This window comes from Pandoraea sp. XY-2 (genome assembly GCF_004193915.1).
Taxonomy (GTDB): domain Bacteria; phylum Pseudomonadota; class Gammaproteobacteria; order Burkholderiales; family Burkholderiaceae; genus Pandoraea; species Pandoraea cepalis.
This window is the reverse complement of the sequence record NZ_CP030849.1, coordinates 3,954,661-3,972,209: the sequence shown is the minus strand read 5'-3', so window position 1 is coordinate 3,972,209 and position 17,549 is coordinate 3,954,661. Positions and strand designations below refer to the sequence as shown.

The window sequence follows — 17,549 nt, the reverse complement described above, 5'->3', positions numbered from 1 at the left end:
CCACCCGGCGCGGCCGGGCGAGTAACCGTGCGGTTTGCGGGGTTATCGCATCTGCCCTAGAATCGATGGCTCCGGATAACGCAAAATCGGGTTCCCCTCAGAGCACAAAGGACAATCGCCATGGAACACAAGCTCCCTGAACTGCCGTACGCCATCGACGCACTCGCGCCGACCATCTCCAAGGAAACGATGGAGTATCACTACGGCAAGCATCACCAAGCCTATGTGACCAACTTGAACAACCTGATCAAGGGCACCGAATTCGAAAGCGCAAGCCTCGAAGACATCATCAAGAAGTCGTCGGGCGGCGTGTTCAACAATGCGGCGCAGGTGTGGAACCACACCTTCTTCTGGAACACGCTGTCGCCGAAGGGCGGCGGTGCGCCGTCGGGCGATCTGGCCAAGGCCATCGACGCCAAGTTCGGCTCGTTCGACGCGTTCAAGGAAACCTTCTCGAAGTCGGCCGTCGGCAACTTCGGTTCGGGCTGGACGTGGCTTGTGAAGAAGGCCGACGGGTCGGTCGACATCGTCAACACCAGCAACGCCGCCACGCCGCTGACCGGCGCGGACAAGCCGCTGATCACGATCGACGTGTGGGAACACGCGTACTACATCGACTACCGCAATGCCCGTCCGAAGTTCGTCGAGGCATTCTGGAACCTGGTCAACTGGGACTTCGCCGCAAAGAACTTCGCGTAATCGAGGCCCCGGACGTTGCCGGTCGACGCAGTCGACGCTGGCGACGTGCCACCGAGGTGACGCCAGGTGCCCAACCCGAGCGTCCGGCGTCACCGGCAAAATGAAAGCCCACCGCTCGCGGTGGGTTTTTGGTTTGTGGCAATTGCCGGACCGCACGCATCTGCCCAGGGCTTGATGGCGATCAATATTTGCCGGCCTGTGCGTCGTTAGAGTGTGCGCTTCAAACCCATCGAACGATGTATGCCCGACCCCGCGCCAACGCACGCCATCCCCTTGGCGAGCCCTTTCTCCGCCCGCGATGCTTCGCGCGCAGCGACCGGTCACGACGCCTCGCACGACCGCGCACAACCCCACTCGCACCGCCACTGGCTCGCAGACGCCCGTCTCATGCGCAGCCTGCCGCCCGCCGCGTGGGCACTTTTCCGGTTGGCCGAACATAAGCGCGGCGGCACCGCGACCCACATGTGGCGTGTCGGCGCGCTCACCTGGCGTTTCGCCCAGGCGTTGGGGATCCAAGCCGTCGAGGCGCAGGCCCTCGGGCTCGCTGCCGCGCTGCACGACACCGGCAAGCTGTGTGTTCCGAACGCGATATTGGAAAAGCCGGGCAAGCTGACGCCCGATGAGATTCGCGTGATGCGCATGCATCCGCAATCAGGCGCCGACATACTGAGTGCGCTCGGCGGTGCCGCCTGCGCGTTGGCCGCGACGGTCGCCCGCGCGCATCACGAGCGTTACGACGGCGGGGGTTATCCGGGTGCGCTGTCGGGGAATCGTATTCCCTTGGCGGGACGGATCGTAGCGCTGGTCGATGTGTTCGACGCGCTCGCGAGTCACCGTCCGTATCGCGCGGCACTCAGTCCCGCGCAGATCGTCGAGGCGATGCTCGCGGAGCGCGGGCGTCACTTCGATCCATGGCTGCTGGATTGTTTTCTCGAGCGCTCGCTCGGGCCCGCGTTGCGGCTATCGAGCGGCGCGGACTGAGCGCAACGCCATCATTCAGCGCGGCAGGCCGGAGATCTTTGCGCCGGGGCCGATGTGTTTGCTTTTGAACCAGCCTTGATTCATTTCCAGCGCGTAACGCACGGCGGCGCGCGGGCAATGATTGTCCTCGGTCTGCGGCGCCATGTCTTCGATGTTGACGATCGTGCCGTCGTCGGCCAGGAACGCGATCGACAGTGGCAGATCGGTGTTCTTCATCCAGAAGCAGTGACCGGCGCGTTGTTCGAACACGAAGAGCATGCCGGCATTGGCGGGCATCGTCGTGCGATACATCAGGCCCTGTTCGCGGTCGGCCTCATTGGCGGCGACCTCGGCCTTGATGAGATACATGCCGGCGGAGAGCTGAACGGTTGGGAATTGCCCCGCCTGCTTGATTTGTGCCGAGGCGCTGGCCGGCGCGATTGCCAGGACGGCGGCGGTAGCGGCAAACGTGGCGCTGGCGGCGAGCGCGGCCAGTTGACGTGGAATCCGGATCACAAACGGCTCCTGGAAAGATCGGGGGAACGTCAGGTACGTGGCGAGCCATTGTAGCCGCCGGGCGAAAAAAAAGCAGGCTGCGTGAGCAACCTGCTTATTACCATGCGTTGCGCAGCGAGGCTGCGCGACGTGGTACTTACTTGCTGGCAGCAGCCGGAGCTTCGGCAGCAGCAGCCTTCTTGGCCGACTTCTTGTGCGACTTCTTGTGGGCCTTCTTGTGGGTCGACTTGGCAGCCGGCTTCGTAGCGGCAGCCGGAGCAGCAGCGTCAGCGGCCGGAGCCGAAGCTTGGGCGAACACGCCCGTTGCGAACAGGCCAGCGACCAGGGCAGCGATCAGTTTTTTCATGAGATTCCTCGTTGGAGCTCGATGTTGGGGTGATGTACTCGTTGACCCGCGAAGTGAGTCACTTCCTATAACGTCCGTTCAGGACATCGGTTGACAACCCGCACGCGGATTTTTTCGGTGAAACGTATTACGGCTTGTTACCGACGGCCGGTTGCTTGGTGGCCGGCTTCTTGTGGTGATACTTCTTGTAGTGATGCTTCTTGTGTTTGGGGGCCTTTTTCGCGGGGGCTGCGCGATCCGCCGCCGGTGCCGACATCGCGGGCGCCGCTGCTGCGGGTGCCGCCGGTGCGACGGGCGCCGTGGCCGGCGCCGATTGTTGGGCCATCGCGGCGCCGGACACGATCAGCCCGGCGGTCAGTGCAAGCAGCAGTTTGTTCATGACTTGGTTTCCTCGTTTCGGAGTGGTGCGTATGTTGCGCACCTGTTCCCTCAACGAGGTGGACGACGGCTTCGTTGACCGGGAAGTGTAAGTATTTGTTGCGGCAATTCGCACCATTGTCCCGGGACAAGCTTCAACGAAAAGACGTCAACCGGGCCGATCGCGATGCGAACCAGTCGCAGCGTCGGTTTGCCGACGGCGGCGGTCATGCGTCTGACCTGGCGGTTCTTGCCTTCGACGAGCGTGATTTCGAGCCAGTGGGTCGGGATGCTGGCGCGATAGCGAATCGGCGGGTGACGTGGCCAGAGCTGGGCGGGCTCGACGATCTCGCGCGCCTCGCACGGCAGCGTAACGAAGTCGCCCAGATCGAGGCCGGCGCGCAGACGTGCAACGGCCGCCTCGTCGTACTCGCCCTCGACCTGCGCCCAGTACGTCTTCGGCAATTTGCGTTCCGGCTCCGCGATGCGGGCCTGCAGACGACCGTCGTCGGTGAGCAGCAGGAGTCCCTCGCTGTCGGCGTCGAGCCGTCCGGCCGGATAGACGCCCGGGCGCGTCACGCACTCGGCGAGCGTGGGACGTGTCGGATGCGGCGAAAACTGGCAGATCGTGCCGAAGGGCTTGTTGAGTGCGAGAAGTGTCATACGAAGGGAAGAAAATCGGAAGTTGCCGATGCTGTCGGGCGCGATCGGCGCTCGACCCCGGCTCGACCCCATGGCGCTACGCCCGCCGAGCGCGTGCGGCGCTGGTCAGCCCCGTCATGTTAATGCATAATCGAGATCGTCAGTCTTATGTCTTATATAAGACTTGATTTGCGTCAACGCGCCATACAACGCTGTGACTACAATAAAGCCGTAATGCGGCGAGCGGTGGCATCCTTCGCTCCGTTTGACGCGCACAGTCCGATTCATCCCATTGGAGCCCACCATGTCGTATCAGCACATCAAGGTCCCGGCCGGCGAGAAGATCACGGTCAACCAGGATTTCTCCCTGAACGTACCGGACAATCCGATCATCCCGTTCATCGAGGGCGACGGCACCGGCGTGGATATTACGCCGGTGATGCTCAAGGTCGTAGACGCGGCAGTGGCCAAAGCGTACGGCGAGAAGCGCAAGATCCATTGGATGGAAGTCTATGCCGGCGAGAAATCGACGCGCGTCTACGGACCGGATGTATGGCTGCCCGATGAAACGCTCCAGGTTGTCAAGGACTACGTAGTATCGATCAAGGGGCCGCTGACCACCCCCGTGGGAGGTGGCATTCGATCGCTCAACGTCGCGTTGCGCCAGCAGCTCGACCTTTATGTGTGTCTGCGCCCGGTGCAGTACTTCAAGGGCGTTCCGTCGCCGGTGCGTCAACCCGAGAAGATCGACATGGTGATCTTCCGCGAGAACTCCGAGGACATCTACGCGGGCATCGAGTGGGAGGCGGAATCGGCCGGCGCGAAAAAGCTGATCGCCTTCCTGCAGGACGAGATGGGCGTGACCAAGATTCGCTTTCCGAAGACGTCGGGCATCGGTATCAAGCCGGTATCGCGCGAGGGCACGGAGCGATTGGTGCGCAAGGCCATTCAGTATGCGATCGATAACAACCGCGACTCGGTGACGCTCGTTCACAAGGGCAACATCATGAAGTTCACGGAGGGTGGGTTCCGCGATTGGGGATACGCGCTCGCCAGAAACGAATTCGGCGCGACGGAGATCGATGGCGGTCCATGGTGCAAACTGAAGAACCCCAAGACGGGCAAGGAGATCACGATCAAGGACTCGATCGCGGACGCCTTCCTGCAACAGATCCTGCTGCGACCGGCGGAATATGACGTGATCGCCACGCTCAACCTGAACGGCGACTACATCTCCGATGCGCTCGCCGCGCAGGTGGGGGGCATCGGAATCGCCCCAGGGGCGAACCTGTCCGACTCGGTTGCGATGTTCGAAGCGACGCACGGCACGGCGCCGAAGTACGCGGGCAAGGACTACGTGAATCCAGGGTCGGAGATTCTCTCGGCCGAGATGATGCTGCGGCACATGGGCTGGACGGAAGCAGCGGATCTGATCATCGCGTCGATGGAAAAGTCGATCCTGTCGAAGCAGGTGACCTATGACTTTGCCCGCCTGATGGAAGGGGCGACGCAGGTGTCGTGCTCGGGCTTCGGCAACGTGATGATCGCCAACATGTAACGCGCCACGGGGTTGCCGCTGATTTGCCGCCGCTCGCCTGGCAACGCCGACGCTTCCGTCTGGGAGCGCTCGGCCTAGTGCACGACGATGGTGGTGCTCACGCGGTGGTCGCCGGTGCTTGGGACACGGCTCGTCAGTTCGCGCGGAAAGCCGACGGTCCAGACAACGGTGTCCGTGCCCGGCGACGATCCCGCCTGATACCAGACGACCATGCCGGGAAAATGCATCGTCTCGCAGCGTTGTCCGTCCGGAACCACGTAGTCGATCCATTCCGCCGTGACTTTACCGAGTGCGGGCGTCGAGTCGAGTTCGAACGTCGGCTGGCCCAACGAGCGGCACAGCACGCTGAAGTTGGGTTGCACCCAGATCGCCACCCTCTCGCCGACGCCCACGCTTACCGCGAGGGTCGGCGGAGGATACGCCGACTGTGCATGCGCCGCGCCCGCCGTCAGCAGGCACGCGACGAGTACCATGACTCGCCATGCGGTTGTCGTGGTGTCCATGCCGGACCTCCCAACCCCCTTTCGCGGCCGACACGTGGGCGTTCTCCTTGCCCGCACAAGCCGTCGGCACAACGCTTTCATTACAGTGCATGCGTACGCGTAACGCAAGGGACGGGCGCGTCGGGTCGCCATGCGCACGGGGGCGCGATGCTGTCGAGGCCACTCACCGCCCGTCGAAATACGCGGCGAGGCGTTGGGCTTCGAACGCGTGGACAACGTGATCCACGAACACGCGTGTCCGCAGCGGCAGCTGCTTCTTGTTCGAATAGTAGATGGACACCCCGCCGTATTCCTCGAACCAGCCCGGCAACAGCCGTTGAATGCGACCGGACGCGAGCAGGGGCGCGGCATGCGGCATCGGTAGCAACGCCACGCCGTAGCCCAGCGCGACGGCGTGCGCCATTGCCTCCGGGTCGTCGAAAATCATGCGGGTTCGCGCCTCGACGTTGACCCGCTCACCGATCGCGTTTCGCAAATCCCATGCGCGCAGCCGGCCCGACGTTCCGGAGCGCCGGACGATCGCGTCGAACGTCGCGAGTTCGGCGGGATGCCCCGGCACCTGACGCGCGCGCATATAGTCGGCCGACGCGCAAATCACGGCGTACGTCGGTGCCAGGCGCCGGGCGATGACGCCGGGGGTGAGTTCGATGCCTCCGCCTATCGCGGCGTCGAAGCCCTCGCTCACTACGTCCACGCCCCGGTTGTCGAATCGCCAATCCGGCACGACATCCGGATAGCGGGCAAGAAAGTCGCCCAGCAGCGGCACCAGATACTGGCGGCCGAAGGCATGGGCCACGCTCACCTTGAGGATCCCGGACGGGGTGCTTTCGCGCTCGGCGGCACGTGAAAAGGCGTCGTTCAGGGCCGCGAACGGGCCATCGACATCCAGCAGGAATCGCTCGCCGCCCGCCGTCAATGTCAGGCTGCGAGTACTGCGGTGAAACAGCCGCAAGCCGAGCTGCCCCTCCAGCCGCGCCACATTCTTGCTCACCGCTGCAGGGGTCATCCCCAGTCGTCGCGCGGCCGCCGAGAAACTACCCGCACGCGCACTCAGGACAAATGATTCGATCAGATGCAAGGCGTCCATCGTTCATCTATTCCGTGGAGTTGAAAGTGATGATAGGGATTATGGTCTAGTTGAGGCGTAATTTGCCCGCGATACTGGCTTCACCTCTTAACCGAATGGAGCAATGAGATGGCAACGAACTTTCAAGGCAAGGTGGCTTTCGTGACAGGTGGCTCGCGCGGTATCGGCGCGGCGATCGTGCAGCGGCTCGCGCATGGCGGTGCGGCGGTTGCGTTCACGTACAAGGGATCGAAGGCCGCGGCGCAGGATCTGGTCGAGCGCGTTCAGGCGTCCGGCGGGCGTGCCATGGCCTTGCATGTGGATGCAGCAGATGCCACCGCGCTGACCCAGGCAATCAACGACGCCGCCCACGCACTCGGCAAGATCGACATTCTGGTGAACAATGCCGGCGTGTTTTCGATGGCATCGGTGGCCGACCTCGCGCTGGAGGAGTTCGACCGCATGCTCGACGTGAACGTGCGCGCTGTGTTCGTGGCCTCGAAGGCGGTACTCGCGCACATGGGCGAGGGCGGTCGCATCATCAATATCGGCTCGTGCAACGCAGAGCGCATGCCGTTTGCGGGCGCCGCGACGTATGCGATGAGCAAGGCAGCACTGGTGGGCCTCGTCAAGGGCATGGCTCGTGACCTTGGGCCGCGCGGCATTACGGTCAACAACGTGCAGCCGGGCCCGACGAATACCGACATGAATCCCGCCACCGGGGATTTCGCGGCGACGATGCACGACCTGATGGCGCTCAAGCGTCATGCGCATCCCGAGGAAATCGCATCGATGGTGGCTTATGTCGCCAGCGACGAGGCGGGTTTCGTAACGGGTGCCAGCCTGACCATCGATGGCGGTTTCAACGCGTGATTCGGAACGGGGCGGCGGCCCGCCGCCTCACTCCGAGAACAGATCGAACAGTAGCGCGCGCATCCACTGGCTTGCCGGTTCGCGGTGATAGCGCGCGTGCCAGAACAGGTTGATCTGCACGTCGGGCAGGTCCAGCGGATGGTCGACGTAACGCAAGCCGAAGTGCTGCGCGCTGCGCTGGGCAAACTTCTCCGTCACCGTGGCGATGAGATCCGTGGCGTGCAGAATGTCGGCGAGCGCGACGAAGTGCGGCACGCGCAGCCGGATGTTGCGCTGTACGTGAGCGCGCGCCATGAAATCGTCGACCCGGCCGTGCCCGGTGCCGGCGGCGACCACCATCACCTGCTCGGCGTGCTCGAAATCCTCGCGCGCCATCCTCGCCGTCGCCGGTCGGTCGAGCGGATGCCCGGGGCGAAACATGCACACATACTTCTGCCGAAACAGACGCCGCTGGAAAAACTCCGTCGTCAGATCCGGCAGATGTCCCACGGCGAGATCCACCTGACCCGCCGCCATCTCCTCCTGCAAGTTGACCGCCGTATTGCGCACTGTGCTGATCGTAATGCCCGGTGCCCGCTCGCCAAGCGCGTGCATGAGCCTGGGCAGGAAGTGCACTTCACCAATGTCCGTCATGGCGATTTGAAACGCGCGCTGGCTCGTTGCCGGATCGAAGGCGAGCTGACGATTGAAGACCCCATGTAGCGCATCCAGCGCCGCGGCGACCGGCTCGGCCAGTTCGATGGCCATCGGGGTCGGCAGCATGCCGCGCGATGTGCGGATGAACAACTCGTCGTTGAACAACTTGCGCAGACGCGCGAGCGAATTGCTGATCGCGGGTTGCGTCACGCCAAGCGTCTCTGCCACGCGAGACACGCGTCGCGCGTTGTACAGATGCTGGAAGACCACCAGCAGGTTCAGGTCGACGGAATGCAGGTCCATGGGGAGGAACGCGTCTCGATGCTCAGTTAAATCACTGAAATTTATAGGCCGTATAACCTGAATTCTATTGGTTTATAACGCGGCTTGCGAGATGCTTCTTGCAAACGGCGTCCAAACGCCACGCGCGGTGCCCGAGGCGGGTGCCGTCATAACGGAGACCCTCCCCATGCAAGTTCACGTGCAGCCACTCGGCGAACGCTTCGAGGTCGCGCCCGGCGACAATTTGCTGAAAGCCCTCACCGATCATCAGATCCCGGTGTCGTACAGTTGCCTGTCCGGACGTTGCGGCACCTGCCGCTGTCGCGTCGTTTCGGGCGAGGTGCGCGAAGCCGAAGGCGTCGAATATTGTCATCACGATGGCAATTGCGATGGCTTGGCGGGAAGCGCGCCATCCCCCGCGCGTTACGTGCTCGCGTGCCAGTCGACCGTCCACGGTGACTGCGAGATCGCCTTGCCGGATGTCGATGAAGTCGTCGTGCATCCCGCGAAAATTCTCAAGGCGACGGTGCTCGCGATCGAACCACTGACCCACGACATCAAGCGCCTGGTGCTCAGGACGGCGAAGCCGCTCAGCTTCTCGCCCGGTCAGTACGCCACGCTGCAATTCACCCCGCGCATATCCGGCCATATTCCATGGCCGGACTCGATGCCGACGACACGCTCGAATTTCACATCCGCCGGGTGCCCGGTGGGGCCGTGACCGGCTATGTCGACGAACAGCTCAAGGTCGGCGATGCTGTGCGGGTGTCGGGCCCGCTTGGCACGTCGTATCTGCGCACGCGGCACGACGGGCCGATGCTTTGCGTCGCCGGCGGCACCGGCTTGGCGCCGGTGCTGTCGATCGTGCGCGGGGCGCTCGCCCGTGGCATGACCAACCGCATCGACATTTATGTCGGCGCGCGCTCGCCGGCGGACGTGTATGGGCTCGCGTGGCTGCGCGAACTCGCGTCGCGTCACGACGGCATTCGCCTGCATGTCGTGACGACGACCGACGCCCCGGGCGCACCCATGGCGCCCATCGCACCCACCACACCCACCACACCCACCACACCCATCGAACCCATCGAACCCATCGATCCCATCGAACCCATCGAACCCATCGATCCCATCGATCCCATCGATCCCATCGAACCCGACGCATCCATCGCACCCGACGCACTGAATCCGGGGTTCCGCCTGGGACATGTCACGCACGCGCTCGCTGCCGATTACGTCGGCCCCGATGCGCTCTCGGGCTGGCGCGCCTATCTGTGCGGCGCGCCGCCGATGGTCGATGCCGCCACCCGGCTGCTGCGCGAGCGCGGCATCGATGCCGCCCATATCTACGCCGACGCGTTTTACGCGAAGGCGGCATGACAGTCGGTGAAGTGCCCGCCAGCAGCGCACTGGCGCCTTCCCGGTCTTTCCCGCATCCCCCTCAGGAGACGATCATGAGTACCACATCGCAGACCGCCGAGTTCGACCCGGCGCCGTCCGCCGGCGCACAGCCGTCGGACGTCTGGCCCGCCGAGGGCTCGAGCCGTATTCCCTTTCGCGTCTATACGGACGTGGAACTGTATCGGCGCGAGCTGGAGACGTGTTTCTACCGCAACCACTGGAATTACGTCGGGCTGGAAGCCGAGGTGCCGAATCCGGGCGATTTCAAGCGCACGGTGATCGGTGAGCGCTCCGTGATCGTGACGCGAGACGCCGCGGGTGACATCAACGTCGTCGAAAACGTCTGCGCCCATCGCGGCATGAAGTTCTGTCGCGAGAAGCGCGGCAACCGCACGGACTTCCATTGCCCCTATCACCAGTGGAACTACGACCTCAAGGGCAATCTGCAAGGCGTGCCGTTCCGGCGTGGCGTGAAGCAGGACGGCAAGGTCAACGGCGGTATGCCGAAGGATTTCAAGCCGGAAGATCACGGCCTCACCCGGCTCAAGGTCGCCACGCGCGGCGGTGTGATCTTCGCGTCGTTCGATCACGACATCGAATCGCTCGAGGACTTTCTCGGACCGGAGATCTGCGCCTACTTCGATCGTCTGTTCGACGGGCGAAAGCTCAAACTGCTCGGCTACAACAAACAACGCATTCCGGGGAACTGGAAGCTGATGCAGGAGAACATCAAGGACCCGTACCACCCAGGGCTACTGCACACCTGGTTCGTCACGTTCGGGTTGTGGCGCGCCGATAACAAGTCGCGTCTGGTCATGGACGAACACGGGCGTCACGCCGCGATGGTGTCCACGCGGGGGCAGGGCGGCGGCGGGGAGGTGACCTCGGGCGTGTCGAGCTTCAAGGCGGCGATGTCGCTCAACGACATGCGCTTTCTCGACATCGTTCAGGAAGACTGGTGGAAGGGGCCGACAGCGGTCCTCATGACACTCTTTCCCAGCGTGATCCTGCAGCAGCAGGTCAATTCGGTATCGACGCGTCACATCCAGCCGCGCGGTCACGATGCGTTCGACTTCGTCTGGACGCATTTCGGTTTCGAAGACGACACCGAGGAGATGACGCAGCGCCGTTTGCGTCAGGCCAATCTGTTCGGCCCGGCCGGATTCGTGTCGGCCGACGACGGCGAGGCCATCGAGTGTTCGCAGGAGGGGTTCGCGCAGAAGCCCTGGCATCGCGCCATTGCGGAGCTGGGCGGCACCGGCGTGGAAAACACGGAACACATGGTGACGGAAACCTTGATTCGCGGCATGTACGCCTATTGGCGCCGCGTCATGGGCGTTTGAGGAGACGACGTGATGGTGGATTTTGCAACGTTTCAGGCCGTGGTCGACCTCAATGCGGCCTACGCCGCGGCGCTCGACGCGCAACAGTGGGATGCCTGGCCCGATTTCTTCCTGGATGACTGCGTGTATCGTGTGCAGCCGCGCGAGAACTTCGAGATGGGCCTGCCGCTGGCGACCCTGTCGTTCGAGAGCAAGGGGATGCTGCGCGATCGCATCTACGGGATTCGCGACACGCTGTTCCACGACCCTTACTACCAGCGCCACGTGATCGGACTGCCGGCGATTCGGCGACTCGACGACGACACGCTTCAGGTCGAGGCCAACTACGCGGTATTTCGGACGAAGCCGGATCAACTCACCGACATTCTGTCGGTCGGGCGCTATCTGGACATCGTCAAACGAACGGGCGACGGATGGAAATTCGCGTCGCGCCAATGCATTTTCGACAGCGAGATGATTCCCAACTCGCTGATCTATCCGATCTGAAGCGAGGCACATGATGAGCGGCAACTGGATTGAGGCGGCGTCGCGCGACGCCATTCCCGAGGACGACGTGATCGGCGTGATCGTGGGCGGACGGGAGATTGCCCTGTACGGCGTGGACGGCGAGGTGTATGCCACGGACAACGCCTGCACACACGGAAACGCCCGCCTGTGCGACGGCTTTCTCGAGGGGCACGAGATCGAGTGCCCTCTGCATCAGGGGAAGTTCGACGTGCGAACCGGCGCAGCGATGTGCGCGCCGCTCACCGCAGCAGTGAGGCGCTATCCGATTCGCATCGAGGCCGATAAGGTCTACGTCGATCTGAGCTAACGCTTTTGCCGTGAGACCGGTGCGTTGCCCCGCCTTGGGGCAACACGACTACACGGGCCGCCTATCGAACTTGAGAGGGTTCGGGGCGGCCCGTCGCATTTCCGCGGCGGGGCCGATGGTCAGCGCGACGAGAGGGAGCGACGTTCAAATGACGAAGAATCATTCGTTGCATTTTTGTTTCGTATGAAACAAATAATATTCATGCGTAAATCGCATAGCTGTCACGGATTCGGTTTGCACAGTCCTTAAACAACCCGTTCATTCCGATACTTAACTCGCGAAGATTGAGTGACGGTTGACCGGCCGACTGTATAGGAATGCTGAGTCAAATTGGTCGGATGCGTAATAGGTTTCCGCAGAGCGACAATGTCCGGTCCACTTTTAATTGTGGAGCGGAATATATCGATGAAGCCAGGTAGCAAATGGATTAAACGCCATCGAGTTTCAAAAAGCTGCCGCGCCAGAGTGGAATGCGGCGTCGGCTTTGATATTCGCAAAGCGAACCGCAAAATTCACCGGCGCGTGTTGCATTGTTGCGACGCAATAAAAAACCCGGCCGGAGCCGGGTCTTCAATACGACGAGCGGCGCTACCTCAGGCGGGCGCCTGAATGTTCGAAGCCTGCTTGCCCTTCGGGCCTTGAACGACCTCGAACTGCACCTTTTGACCTTCCTTGAGGGTCTTGAAGCCGTTCATCTGAATTGCCGAGAAGTGGGCGAACAGATCTTCGCCACCCTCATCCGGCGTGATGAATCCAAAACCCTTGGCGTCGTTAAACCATTTGACCGTACCGGTTGCCATACGAACTTCCCCTGAACAATTACGACTACTACATATCACCGCAACAACGAGCACATCTGAAAATCCCGCCGGCTGGCGGCGGCTTCTTAGGCTCACCCAGGCATCTTTTCTTTTAAAACCCTTATTGAGGAAAAGCGCCACGTTGATTGTTTTCGCTAACTACCAATAGTGTCAAGCCCTTTTTGAACGATAGAAGTTGTGCTCGATCAGGTTTTACCCTGATGCTTGTGCGTGCGCCGGGCCTGCGGAGACACGCCCTTGAAATTTGGGTTAAGCTGACTCATATGGGTGTGGCACGCCCCGGTGGTCGGGGCTGCGGTGCCTTGCTGGACAACGCGCGTAACGACGAGTGTTGGCATTCCGGTGGACGACCGGACGGCAGGCGGCAATCGGGACGCCGATGGCTTGCTGAACCCGGGAGTTGTTTAGAATCCACGTATGGCAACCTTACCGACAACGCATGACGACACCGTACAGGAGCGGCAGGAGCAACAGCTCAAGCCGCCATCGATGTACAAGGTGGTACTGTTGAACGACGATTTCACCCCGATGGAATTCGTGGTGATGGTCATTCAGGAATATTTCAATAAGGACCGGGAGTCTGCCACGCAGATCATGCTCAAGGTTCACCGAGAGGGCAGGGGAGTTTGTGGGGTCTTTACGCGCGACGTCGCGGCGACCAAAGTTGAGCAAGTTGTTAGCCATGCAAGGCAGTCCGGGCACCCGCTGCAGTGCGTGATGGAGGAAGCATGATTGCCCAGGAATTGGAAGTCAGCCTGCACATGGCGTTTATGGAAGCGCGCCAGGCACGACACGAATTCATCACGGTCGAGCACCTGTTGCTCGCCCTGTTGGATAACCCGACCGCTGCCGAAGTGTTGCGCGCCTGCGCCGCAAATCTTGAGGATTTACGGCAGAACCTGCGCAACTTCATCGCCGACAATACGCCGACGGTGCCGGGTAGCGACGAGGTCGACACACAGCCCACGCTCGGGTTCCAGCGCGTGATTCAACGCGCCATCATGCACGTGCAATCGACTTCCAACGGCAAGAAGGAAGTGACGGGCGCCAACGTGCTGGTCGCCATCTTCGGTGAAAAGGACTCCCACGCGGTCTACTACCTGCAGCAGCAGGGCGTGACGCGTCTGGATGTCGTCAATTTCATCTCTCACGGCATTACCAAGACGGGCGCGCCCGGCGAGTCGGCCAAGGCCGGCGAAGGCAGTGCCGAAGGGGAAGAGGGGGCGAACGCCAAGGAAAGCCCGCTCGCGCAGTACACCCAGAACCTCAACCAGTTGGCGCGCGACGGCAAGATCGATCCGCTCATCGGGCGCGAGGCGGAAGTCGAGCGCGTGGTGCAGGTGCTTTGCCGCCGCCGCAAGAACAACCCGCTGCTCGTCGGCGAAGCCGGCGTGGGCAAGACCGCCATCGCAGAAGGCCTCGCCTGGCGCGTGACGCGCGGCGAAGTGCCCGAGATTCTGCAGGACGCCACAGTCTACTCGCTCGACATGGGCGCGCTGCTCGCCGGCACGAAGTATCGCGGCGACTTCGAGCAACGCCTGAAGGCGGTGCTCAAGGAACTCAAGGAGCGCAACAACGCGATTCTGTTCATCGACGAGATTCATACGCTGATCGGCGCGGGCGCCGCGTCGGGCGGCACGCTCGACGCCTCGAACCTGCTCAAGCCGGCGTTGTCGTCGGGGCAGCTCAAGTGCATCGGCGCCACGACCTTCACCGAGTATCGCGGCATTTTCGAAAAGGACGCCGCGTTGTCGCGTCGCTTCCAGAAGATCGATGTGAACGAGCCGACCGTCGAGCAGACGGTGCAGATCCTGCGTGGGCTGAAGTCGCGTTTCGAAGAGCACCACGGCGTGAAGTACTCGTCGAGTGCGCTGTCGGCCGCGGCCGAGCTGTCCGCCAAGTTCATCACCGACCGTCACCTGCCTGACAAGGCCATCGACGTGATCGACGAAGCCGGCGCCGCCCAGCGCATTCTGCCGAAGTCCAAGCAGAAGAAGACGATCGGCAAGGGCGAGATCGAGGACATCGTGTCGAAGATCGCGCGCATTCCGGCGCAGAGTGTGTCGGCCGATGACCGCGGCAAGCTCCAGACGCTCGACCGCGACCTCAAGAGCGTGGTGTTCGGGCAGGACCCGGCCATCGACGCCTTGTCGGCCGCGATCAAGATGTCGCGTGCCGGGCTGGGCAAGACGGACAAGCCGATCGGCGCGTTCCTGTTCTCGGGCCCGACCGGTGTCGGCAAGACCGAAGTCGCGAAGCAGCTCGCGTTCACGCTGGGCATCGAGCTGATCCGCTTCGATATGTCGGAGTACATGGAACGTCACGCGGTGAGTCGTCTGATTGGCGCGCCCCCGGGGTATGTGGGGTTCGACCAGGGTGGGCTGCTCACCGAAGCCGTCACGAAGAAGCCGCATTGCGTGCTGCTGCTCGACGAAATCGAGAAGGCGCACCCGGACATCTTCAACGTGCTGCTCCAGGTGATGGACCACGGCACGCTCACCGACAACAACGGTCGCAAGGCGGATTTCCGTAACGTCATCGTCATCATGACGACGAATGCGGGCGCGGAGACGATCAACCGCGCGAGCATCGGTTTCACGAACGAGCGTCAGGCCGGCGATGAAATGGCCGATATCAAGCGCATGTTCACGCCGGAGTTCCGCAACCGTCTGGACGCGATCATCAGCTTCAAGCCGCTCGACGAACAGATCATCCTGCGCGTGGTCGACAAGTTCCTCATCCAGCTCGAAGACCAGTTGCACGAGAAGAAGGTCGAAGTGGTCTTCACCGACAAGCTGCGCGCGTTCCTGGCGAAGAAAGGCTTCGATCCGCTGATGGGGGCGCGTCCGATGCAGCGTTTGATTCAGGACACGATCCGTCGTGCGCTGGCCGACGAGTTGCTGTTCGGTCGTCTGACCAGCGGCGGGCGCGTCACCGTGAATCTGGACGAGCATGATCAGGTACAACTGTCCTTCCCGCAGGATGGCAACGCCCGTGCCGAACCGGAAGCGGCCGAAGTCGAGTAATCGTCAAGGCATCGCCCAATGAAAAAGCGCCGCTTCATGCGGCGCTTTTTTTGGGTCCTCGTCGGCCGGGGCGCGCCGCGGCCGCGTGGCGTCAGTGCTTGCCGGTGCTGCCGAAACCGCCCGCGCCGCGATCGCTCTCGGGGAACTCGTCGACGAGGTTGAACGTGGCCTGCACGACCGGCACGATCACCAGTTGCGCCAGACGCTCGAACGGATTCAGGACGAACGGCACATGACCTCGGTTCCAGGTCGAGACCATCAATTGGCCCTGGTAATCCGAGTCGATCAGTCCCACCAGATTGCCAAGCACGATGCCGTGTTTGTGGCCGAGGCCCGAGCGCGGCAGGATCAACGCGGCGTAGCCGGGATCGGACAGATGAATCGCCAGCCCCGTCGGCACGAGCACCGTCTGTCCCGGTTCAATGGTCATCGGTGTGTCGAGGCACGCCCTGAGGTCAAGCCCGGCGCTACCGGGCGTGGCATAGGCGGGCAGCTGCGAGCGCAGGCGTTCGTCGAGAATCTTGACGTCGAGGTTCATGGTCGTATGGCGTTGGATGGGGGATGGCTGTCGAAAAATGCGGCCGGGGACGCTTCGCGCACAGGCGGGCGCGTCCCCGGTGCCCGTCAGTCGGCGCTGCGCAACGAAAACGCTTGCGCGAGCAGTTCATGTGAGCGCAGCCGGGCGCGATAACTGCCGGCCACGGTCAGCACGACAATCTCGTCGGCCTCGAACTGTTCCTGCAACACCAGCACGCGTTCGGTCACGCGCTCCGGGGTGCCGATGATACTACGCGGCTTCTCGCGCGCGATCACGGACAACTCCCGTTCACGATACTGCGCCGTGGCCTGCGCGCCTTGCTCAAGGCTCGGAATCGGCTCGTTCATGCCGTAAGCCATCTGCACGCGCCGAAGGTCTACGCCGGCTTCCAGGGCTTCGGCCTCGGCGTCGGTATCGGCACAGATGACGAAGAGCGCCACGGCGCAATAGGGTTTGCTCAACGCGCCCGGCGTGAAGCGCTCGCGGTACGCCTGCGTAACACGATGGCCATAATGGGCATTGATGAAGTGGGCGAAGCAGTAGCGCAGGCCGAGCTGCGCGGCAAGCAGCCCGCCGAACTCGCTCGAACCCAGCACCCACAGCTCGGGGCGTGTCGCCACCGCCGGCTGAAGCAGCACATCGCGGTATGGGTGATCGTCGGCCAGCGTGTCGTTGAATAGGCCGGCCAGCTCGGCCACCTGTTGCGGGAAGTGCTCGCCGGCGTCGTACGGCCCTTTCGCAACGGCGCGCGCCGTGCGCATGTCGCCGCCGGGGGCACGTCCGACGCCAAGGTCGATGCGATTCGGAAACAACGCCTCTAGCATCAGAAACTGCTCGGCCAGTTTGAACGGGCTGTAGTACGGCAGCATGACGCCGCCCGAGCCGACCCGTAGGTGCTTCGTCACGCTGGCGAGCCGGGCGATCATGACCTCCGGTGCCGGATTGGCCACACCACGCAACCCGTGATGCTCAGCGCACCAGTAGCGCGTATAGCCCAGGTCGTCGGCGGCTTGCGCCAGTTCCACGGTCGCTGCGATGGCGTCCGCCACACTGTGGCCGTGAATTACGGGGGTTTGGTCGAGGATCGACAGCTTGATGCGTGCCGCGGCCGTAGTCGTCATGAGTTCGAGGCTCCAGGTCGACGGCGTCGGACCATCGACATCGTAGTGAT

The 17,549-nt window shown here is 62.7% G+C and carries 19 protein-coding genes and 2 pseudogenes; 11 read left to right on the top strand and 10 right to left on the bottom strand.

Annotation, left to right across the window (positions count from 1 at the left end; genetic code table 11):
* Positions 1–120 precede the first annotated feature (120 nt).
* Both sodB and DRB87_RS17845 read left to right on the top strand, forming a co-directional pair.
* Entirely contained in the window at positions 121–699 is a 579-nt protein-coding gene (gene sodB, locus DRB87_RS17850; protein ID WP_017232754.1) for a superoxide dismutase [Fe], read from the top strand.
* A gap of 240 nt (positions 700–939) precedes the next feature.
* Positions 940–1,680, top strand: coding sequence for an HD-GYP domain-containing protein (locus DRB87_RS17845; protein ID WP_130026852.1), 741 nt, complete (start codon positions 940–942; stop codon positions 1,678–1,680).
* 15 nt (positions 1,681–1,695) lie between these two features.
* On the opposite strand, the gene DRB87_RS17840 is transcribed toward DRB87_RS17845, so the two are convergent.
* From DRB87_RS17840 to DRB87_RS17825, 4 genes are all read right to left on the bottom strand, one after another.
* A complete protein-coding gene (locus DRB87_RS17840; RefSeq protein ID WP_017232756.1) occupies positions 1,696–2,175 on the bottom strand; it encodes a DUF192 domain-containing protein in 480 nt (159 codons plus the stop codon).
* 136 nt (positions 2,176–2,311) lie between these two features.
* Positions 2,312–2,521, bottom strand: a complete 210-nt coding sequence (locus tag DRB87_RS17835; RefSeq protein WP_130026851.1) for a hypothetical protein — start codon at positions 2,519–2,521, stop codon at positions 2,312–2,314.
* Positions 2,522–2,648: 127 nt separating this feature from the next.
* Positions 2,649–2,900 (bottom strand): hypothetical protein, encoded by a 252-nt coding sequence (locus DRB87_RS17830; RefSeq protein ID WP_174966570.1) that lies wholly within the window; start codon positions 2,898–2,900, stop codon positions 2,649–2,651.
* 50 nt (positions 2,901–2,950) lie between these two features.
* Complete coding sequence (locus DRB87_RS17825) at positions 2,951–3,541, bottom strand: pseudouridine synthase (protein WP_130026850.1); 591 nt, start codon at positions 3,539–3,541, stop codon at positions 2,951–2,953.
* 283 nt (positions 3,542–3,824) lie between these two features.
* Between DRB87_RS17825 and icd the strand changes: the two genes are divergently transcribed.
* On the top strand, positions 3,825–5,078 hold the full coding sequence (icd, locus tag DRB87_RS17820) for an NADP-dependent isocitrate dehydrogenase (protein ID WP_130026849.1): 1,254 nt from the start codon (positions 3,825–3,827) through the stop codon (positions 5,076–5,078).
* A 74-nt stretch (positions 5,079–5,152) separates the two neighbouring features.
* Here icd and DRB87_RS17815 read toward each other — a convergent pair whose 3' ends face one another.
* Complete coding sequence (locus DRB87_RS17815) at positions 5,153–5,581, bottom strand: hypothetical protein (RefSeq protein WP_130026848.1); 429 nt, start codon at positions 5,579–5,581, stop codon at positions 5,153–5,155.
* Between the two features lie 163 nt (positions 5,582–5,744).
* Positions 5,745–6,668: a LysR family transcriptional regulator gene (locus DRB87_RS17810; RefSeq protein ID WP_130026847.1), complete on the bottom strand. Its 924-nt coding sequence runs from the start codon at positions 6,666–6,668 to the stop codon at positions 5,745–5,747.
* 108 nt (positions 6,669–6,776) lie between these two features.
* On the opposite strand from DRB87_RS17810, the gene DRB87_RS17805 reads away from it, so the two are divergent.
* Positions 6,777–7,520, top strand: coding sequence for an SDR family oxidoreductase (locus DRB87_RS17805; protein WP_130026846.1), 744 nt, complete (start codon positions 6,777–6,779; stop codon positions 7,518–7,520).
* Positions 7,521–7,547: 27 nt separating this feature from the next.
* Here DRB87_RS17805 and DRB87_RS17800 read toward each other — a convergent pair whose 3' ends face one another.
* A complete protein-coding gene (locus DRB87_RS17800; RefSeq protein ID WP_130026845.1) occupies positions 7,548–8,459 on the bottom strand; it encodes a LysR family transcriptional regulator in 912 nt (303 codons plus the stop codon).
* A gap of 166 nt (positions 8,460–8,625) precedes the next feature.
* Here DRB87_RS17800 and DRB87_RS17795 point away from each other — a divergent pair.
* The 5 genes and pseudogenes from DRB87_RS17795 to DRB87_RS17775 all read left to right on the top strand — a co-directional run.
* Positions 8,626–9,458 (top strand): annotated as a pseudogene (locus DRB87_RS17795) (2Fe-2S iron-sulfur cluster-binding protein); the annotation flags it as partial.
* Between the two features lie 168 nt (positions 9,459–9,626).
* Positions 9,627–9,815, top strand: a pseudogene (locus DRB87_RS24340) (naphthalene 1,2-dioxygenase); the annotation flags it as partial.
* Positions 9,816–9,889: 74 nt separating this feature from the next.
* Positions 9,890–11,179 carry an aromatic ring-hydroxylating dioxygenase subunit alpha gene (locus DRB87_RS17785; RefSeq protein WP_240756047.1) on the top strand — a complete coding sequence of 430 codons (1,290 nt, stop codon included), beginning with the start codon at positions 9,890–9,892 and terminating at the stop codon, positions 11,177–11,179.
* A 12-nt stretch (positions 11,180–11,191) separates the two neighbouring features.
* A complete protein-coding gene (locus DRB87_RS17780; RefSeq protein WP_130026844.1) occupies positions 11,192–11,665 on the top strand; it encodes an aromatic-ring-hydroxylating dioxygenase subunit beta in 474 nt (157 codons plus the stop codon).
* Between the two features lie 13 nt (positions 11,666–11,678).
* Positions 11,679–11,993 carry a non-heme iron oxygenase ferredoxin subunit gene (locus tag DRB87_RS17775; RefSeq protein WP_130027940.1) on the top strand — a complete coding sequence of 105 codons (315 nt, stop codon included), beginning with the start codon at positions 11,679–11,681 and terminating at the stop codon, positions 11,991–11,993.
* A 593-nt stretch (positions 11,994–12,586) separates the two neighbouring features.
* Here DRB87_RS17775 and cspD read toward each other — a convergent pair.
* Complete coding sequence (cspD, locus tag DRB87_RS17770) at positions 12,587–12,793, bottom strand: cold shock domain-containing protein CspD (RefSeq protein ID WP_017232769.1); 207 nt, start codon at positions 12,791–12,793, stop codon at positions 12,587–12,589.
* A gap of 438 nt (positions 12,794–13,231) precedes the next feature.
* Between cspD and clpS the strand changes: the two genes are divergently transcribed.
* A complete protein-coding gene (gene clpS, locus DRB87_RS17765; RefSeq protein ID WP_010807118.1) occupies positions 13,232–13,546 on the top strand; it encodes an ATP-dependent Clp protease adapter ClpS in 315 nt (104 codons plus the stop codon).
* Positions 13,543–15,840, top strand: coding sequence for an ATP-dependent Clp protease ATP-binding subunit ClpA (clpA, locus tag DRB87_RS17760; RefSeq protein ID WP_017232770.1), 2,298 nt, complete (start codon positions 13,543–13,545; stop codon positions 15,838–15,840). Before clpS ends, clpA begins: the two co-directional genes overlap by 4 nt.
* 91 nt (positions 15,841–15,931) lie before the next feature.
* On the opposite strand, the gene dut is transcribed toward clpA, so the two are convergent.
* Together dut and DRB87_RS17750 are read right to left on the bottom strand one after the other, a co-directional pair.
* Complete coding sequence (dut, locus tag DRB87_RS17755) at positions 15,932–16,378, bottom strand: dUTP diphosphatase (protein WP_130026843.1); 447 nt, start codon at positions 16,376–16,378, stop codon at positions 15,932–15,934.
* 86 nt (positions 16,379–16,464) lie between these two features.
* Complete coding sequence (locus DRB87_RS17750) at positions 16,465–17,499, bottom strand: LLM class flavin-dependent oxidoreductase (RefSeq protein WP_130026842.1); 1,035 nt, start codon at positions 17,497–17,499, stop codon at positions 16,465–16,467.
* Between the last annotated feature and the right edge of the window lie 50 nt (positions 17,500–17,549).

Bases quoted from the DNA above. Each gene is read 5' to 3' on its own strand.
- DRB87_RS17825 (WP_130026850.1), bottom strand. From the start codon at position 3,541: ATGACACTTCTCGCACTCAACAAGCCCTTCGGCACGATCTGCCAGTTT.
- dut (WP_130026843.1), bottom strand. From the start codon at position 16,378: ATGAACCTCGACGTCAAGATTCTCGACGAACGCCTGCGCTCGCAGCTG.
- cspD (WP_017232769.1), bottom strand. From the start codon at position 12,793: ATGGCAACCGGTACGGTCAAATGGTTTAACGACGCCAAGGGTTTTGGA.
- DRB87_RS17775 (WP_130027940.1), top strand. From the start codon at position 11,679: ATGAGCGGCAACTGGATTGAGGCGGCGTCGCGCGACGCCATTCCCGAG.
- sodB (WP_017232754.1), top strand. From the start codon at position 121: ATGGAACACAAGCTCCCTGAACTGCCGTACGCCATCGACGCACTCGCG.
- DRB87_RS17830 (WP_174966570.1), bottom strand. From the start codon at position 2,900: ATGAACAAACTGCTGCTTGCACTGACCGCCGGGCTGATCGTGTCCGGC.
- DRB87_RS17785 (WP_240756047.1), top strand. From the start codon at position 9,890: ATGAGTACCACATCGCAGACCGCCGAGTTCGACCCGGCGCCGTCCGCC.
- icd (WP_130026849.1), top strand. From the start codon at position 3,825: ATGTCGTATCAGCACATCAAGGTCCCGGCCGGCGAGAAGATCACGGTC.
- DRB87_RS17800 (WP_130026845.1), bottom strand. From the start codon at position 8,459: ATGGACCTGCATTCCGTCGACCTGAACCTGCTGGTGGTCTTCCAGCAT.
- DRB87_RS17835 (WP_130026851.1), bottom strand. From the start codon at position 2,521: ATGAAAAAACTGATCGCTGCCCTGGTCGCTGGCCTGTTCGCAACGGGC.
- DRB87_RS17845 (WP_130026852.1), top strand. From the start codon at position 940: ATGCCCGACCCCGCGCCAACGCACGCCATCCCCTTGGCGAGCCCTTTC.
- clpS (WP_010807118.1), top strand. From the start codon at position 13,232: ATGGCAACCTTACCGACAACGCATGACGACACCGTACAGGAGCGGCAG.
- DRB87_RS17750 (WP_130026842.1), bottom strand. From the start codon at position 17,499: ATGACGACTACGGCCGCGGCACGCATCAAGCTGTCGATCCTCGACCAA.
- DRB87_RS17815 (WP_130026848.1), bottom strand. From the start codon at position 5,581: ATGGACACCACGACAACCGCATGGCGAGTCATGGTACTCGTCGCGTGC.
- DRB87_RS17780 (WP_130026844.1), top strand. From the start codon at position 11,192: ATGGTGGATTTTGCAACGTTTCAGGCCGTGGTCGACCTCAATGCGGCC.
- clpA (WP_017232770.1), top strand. From the start codon at position 13,543: ATGATTGCCCAGGAATTGGAAGTCAGCCTGCACATGGCGTTTATGGAA.
- DRB87_RS17805 (WP_130026846.1), top strand. From the start codon at position 6,777: ATGGCAACGAACTTTCAAGGCAAGGTGGCTTTCGTGACAGGTGGCTCG.
- DRB87_RS17810 (WP_130026847.1), bottom strand. From the start codon at position 6,668: ATGGACGCCTTGCATCTGATCGAATCATTTGTCCTGAGTGCGCGTGCG.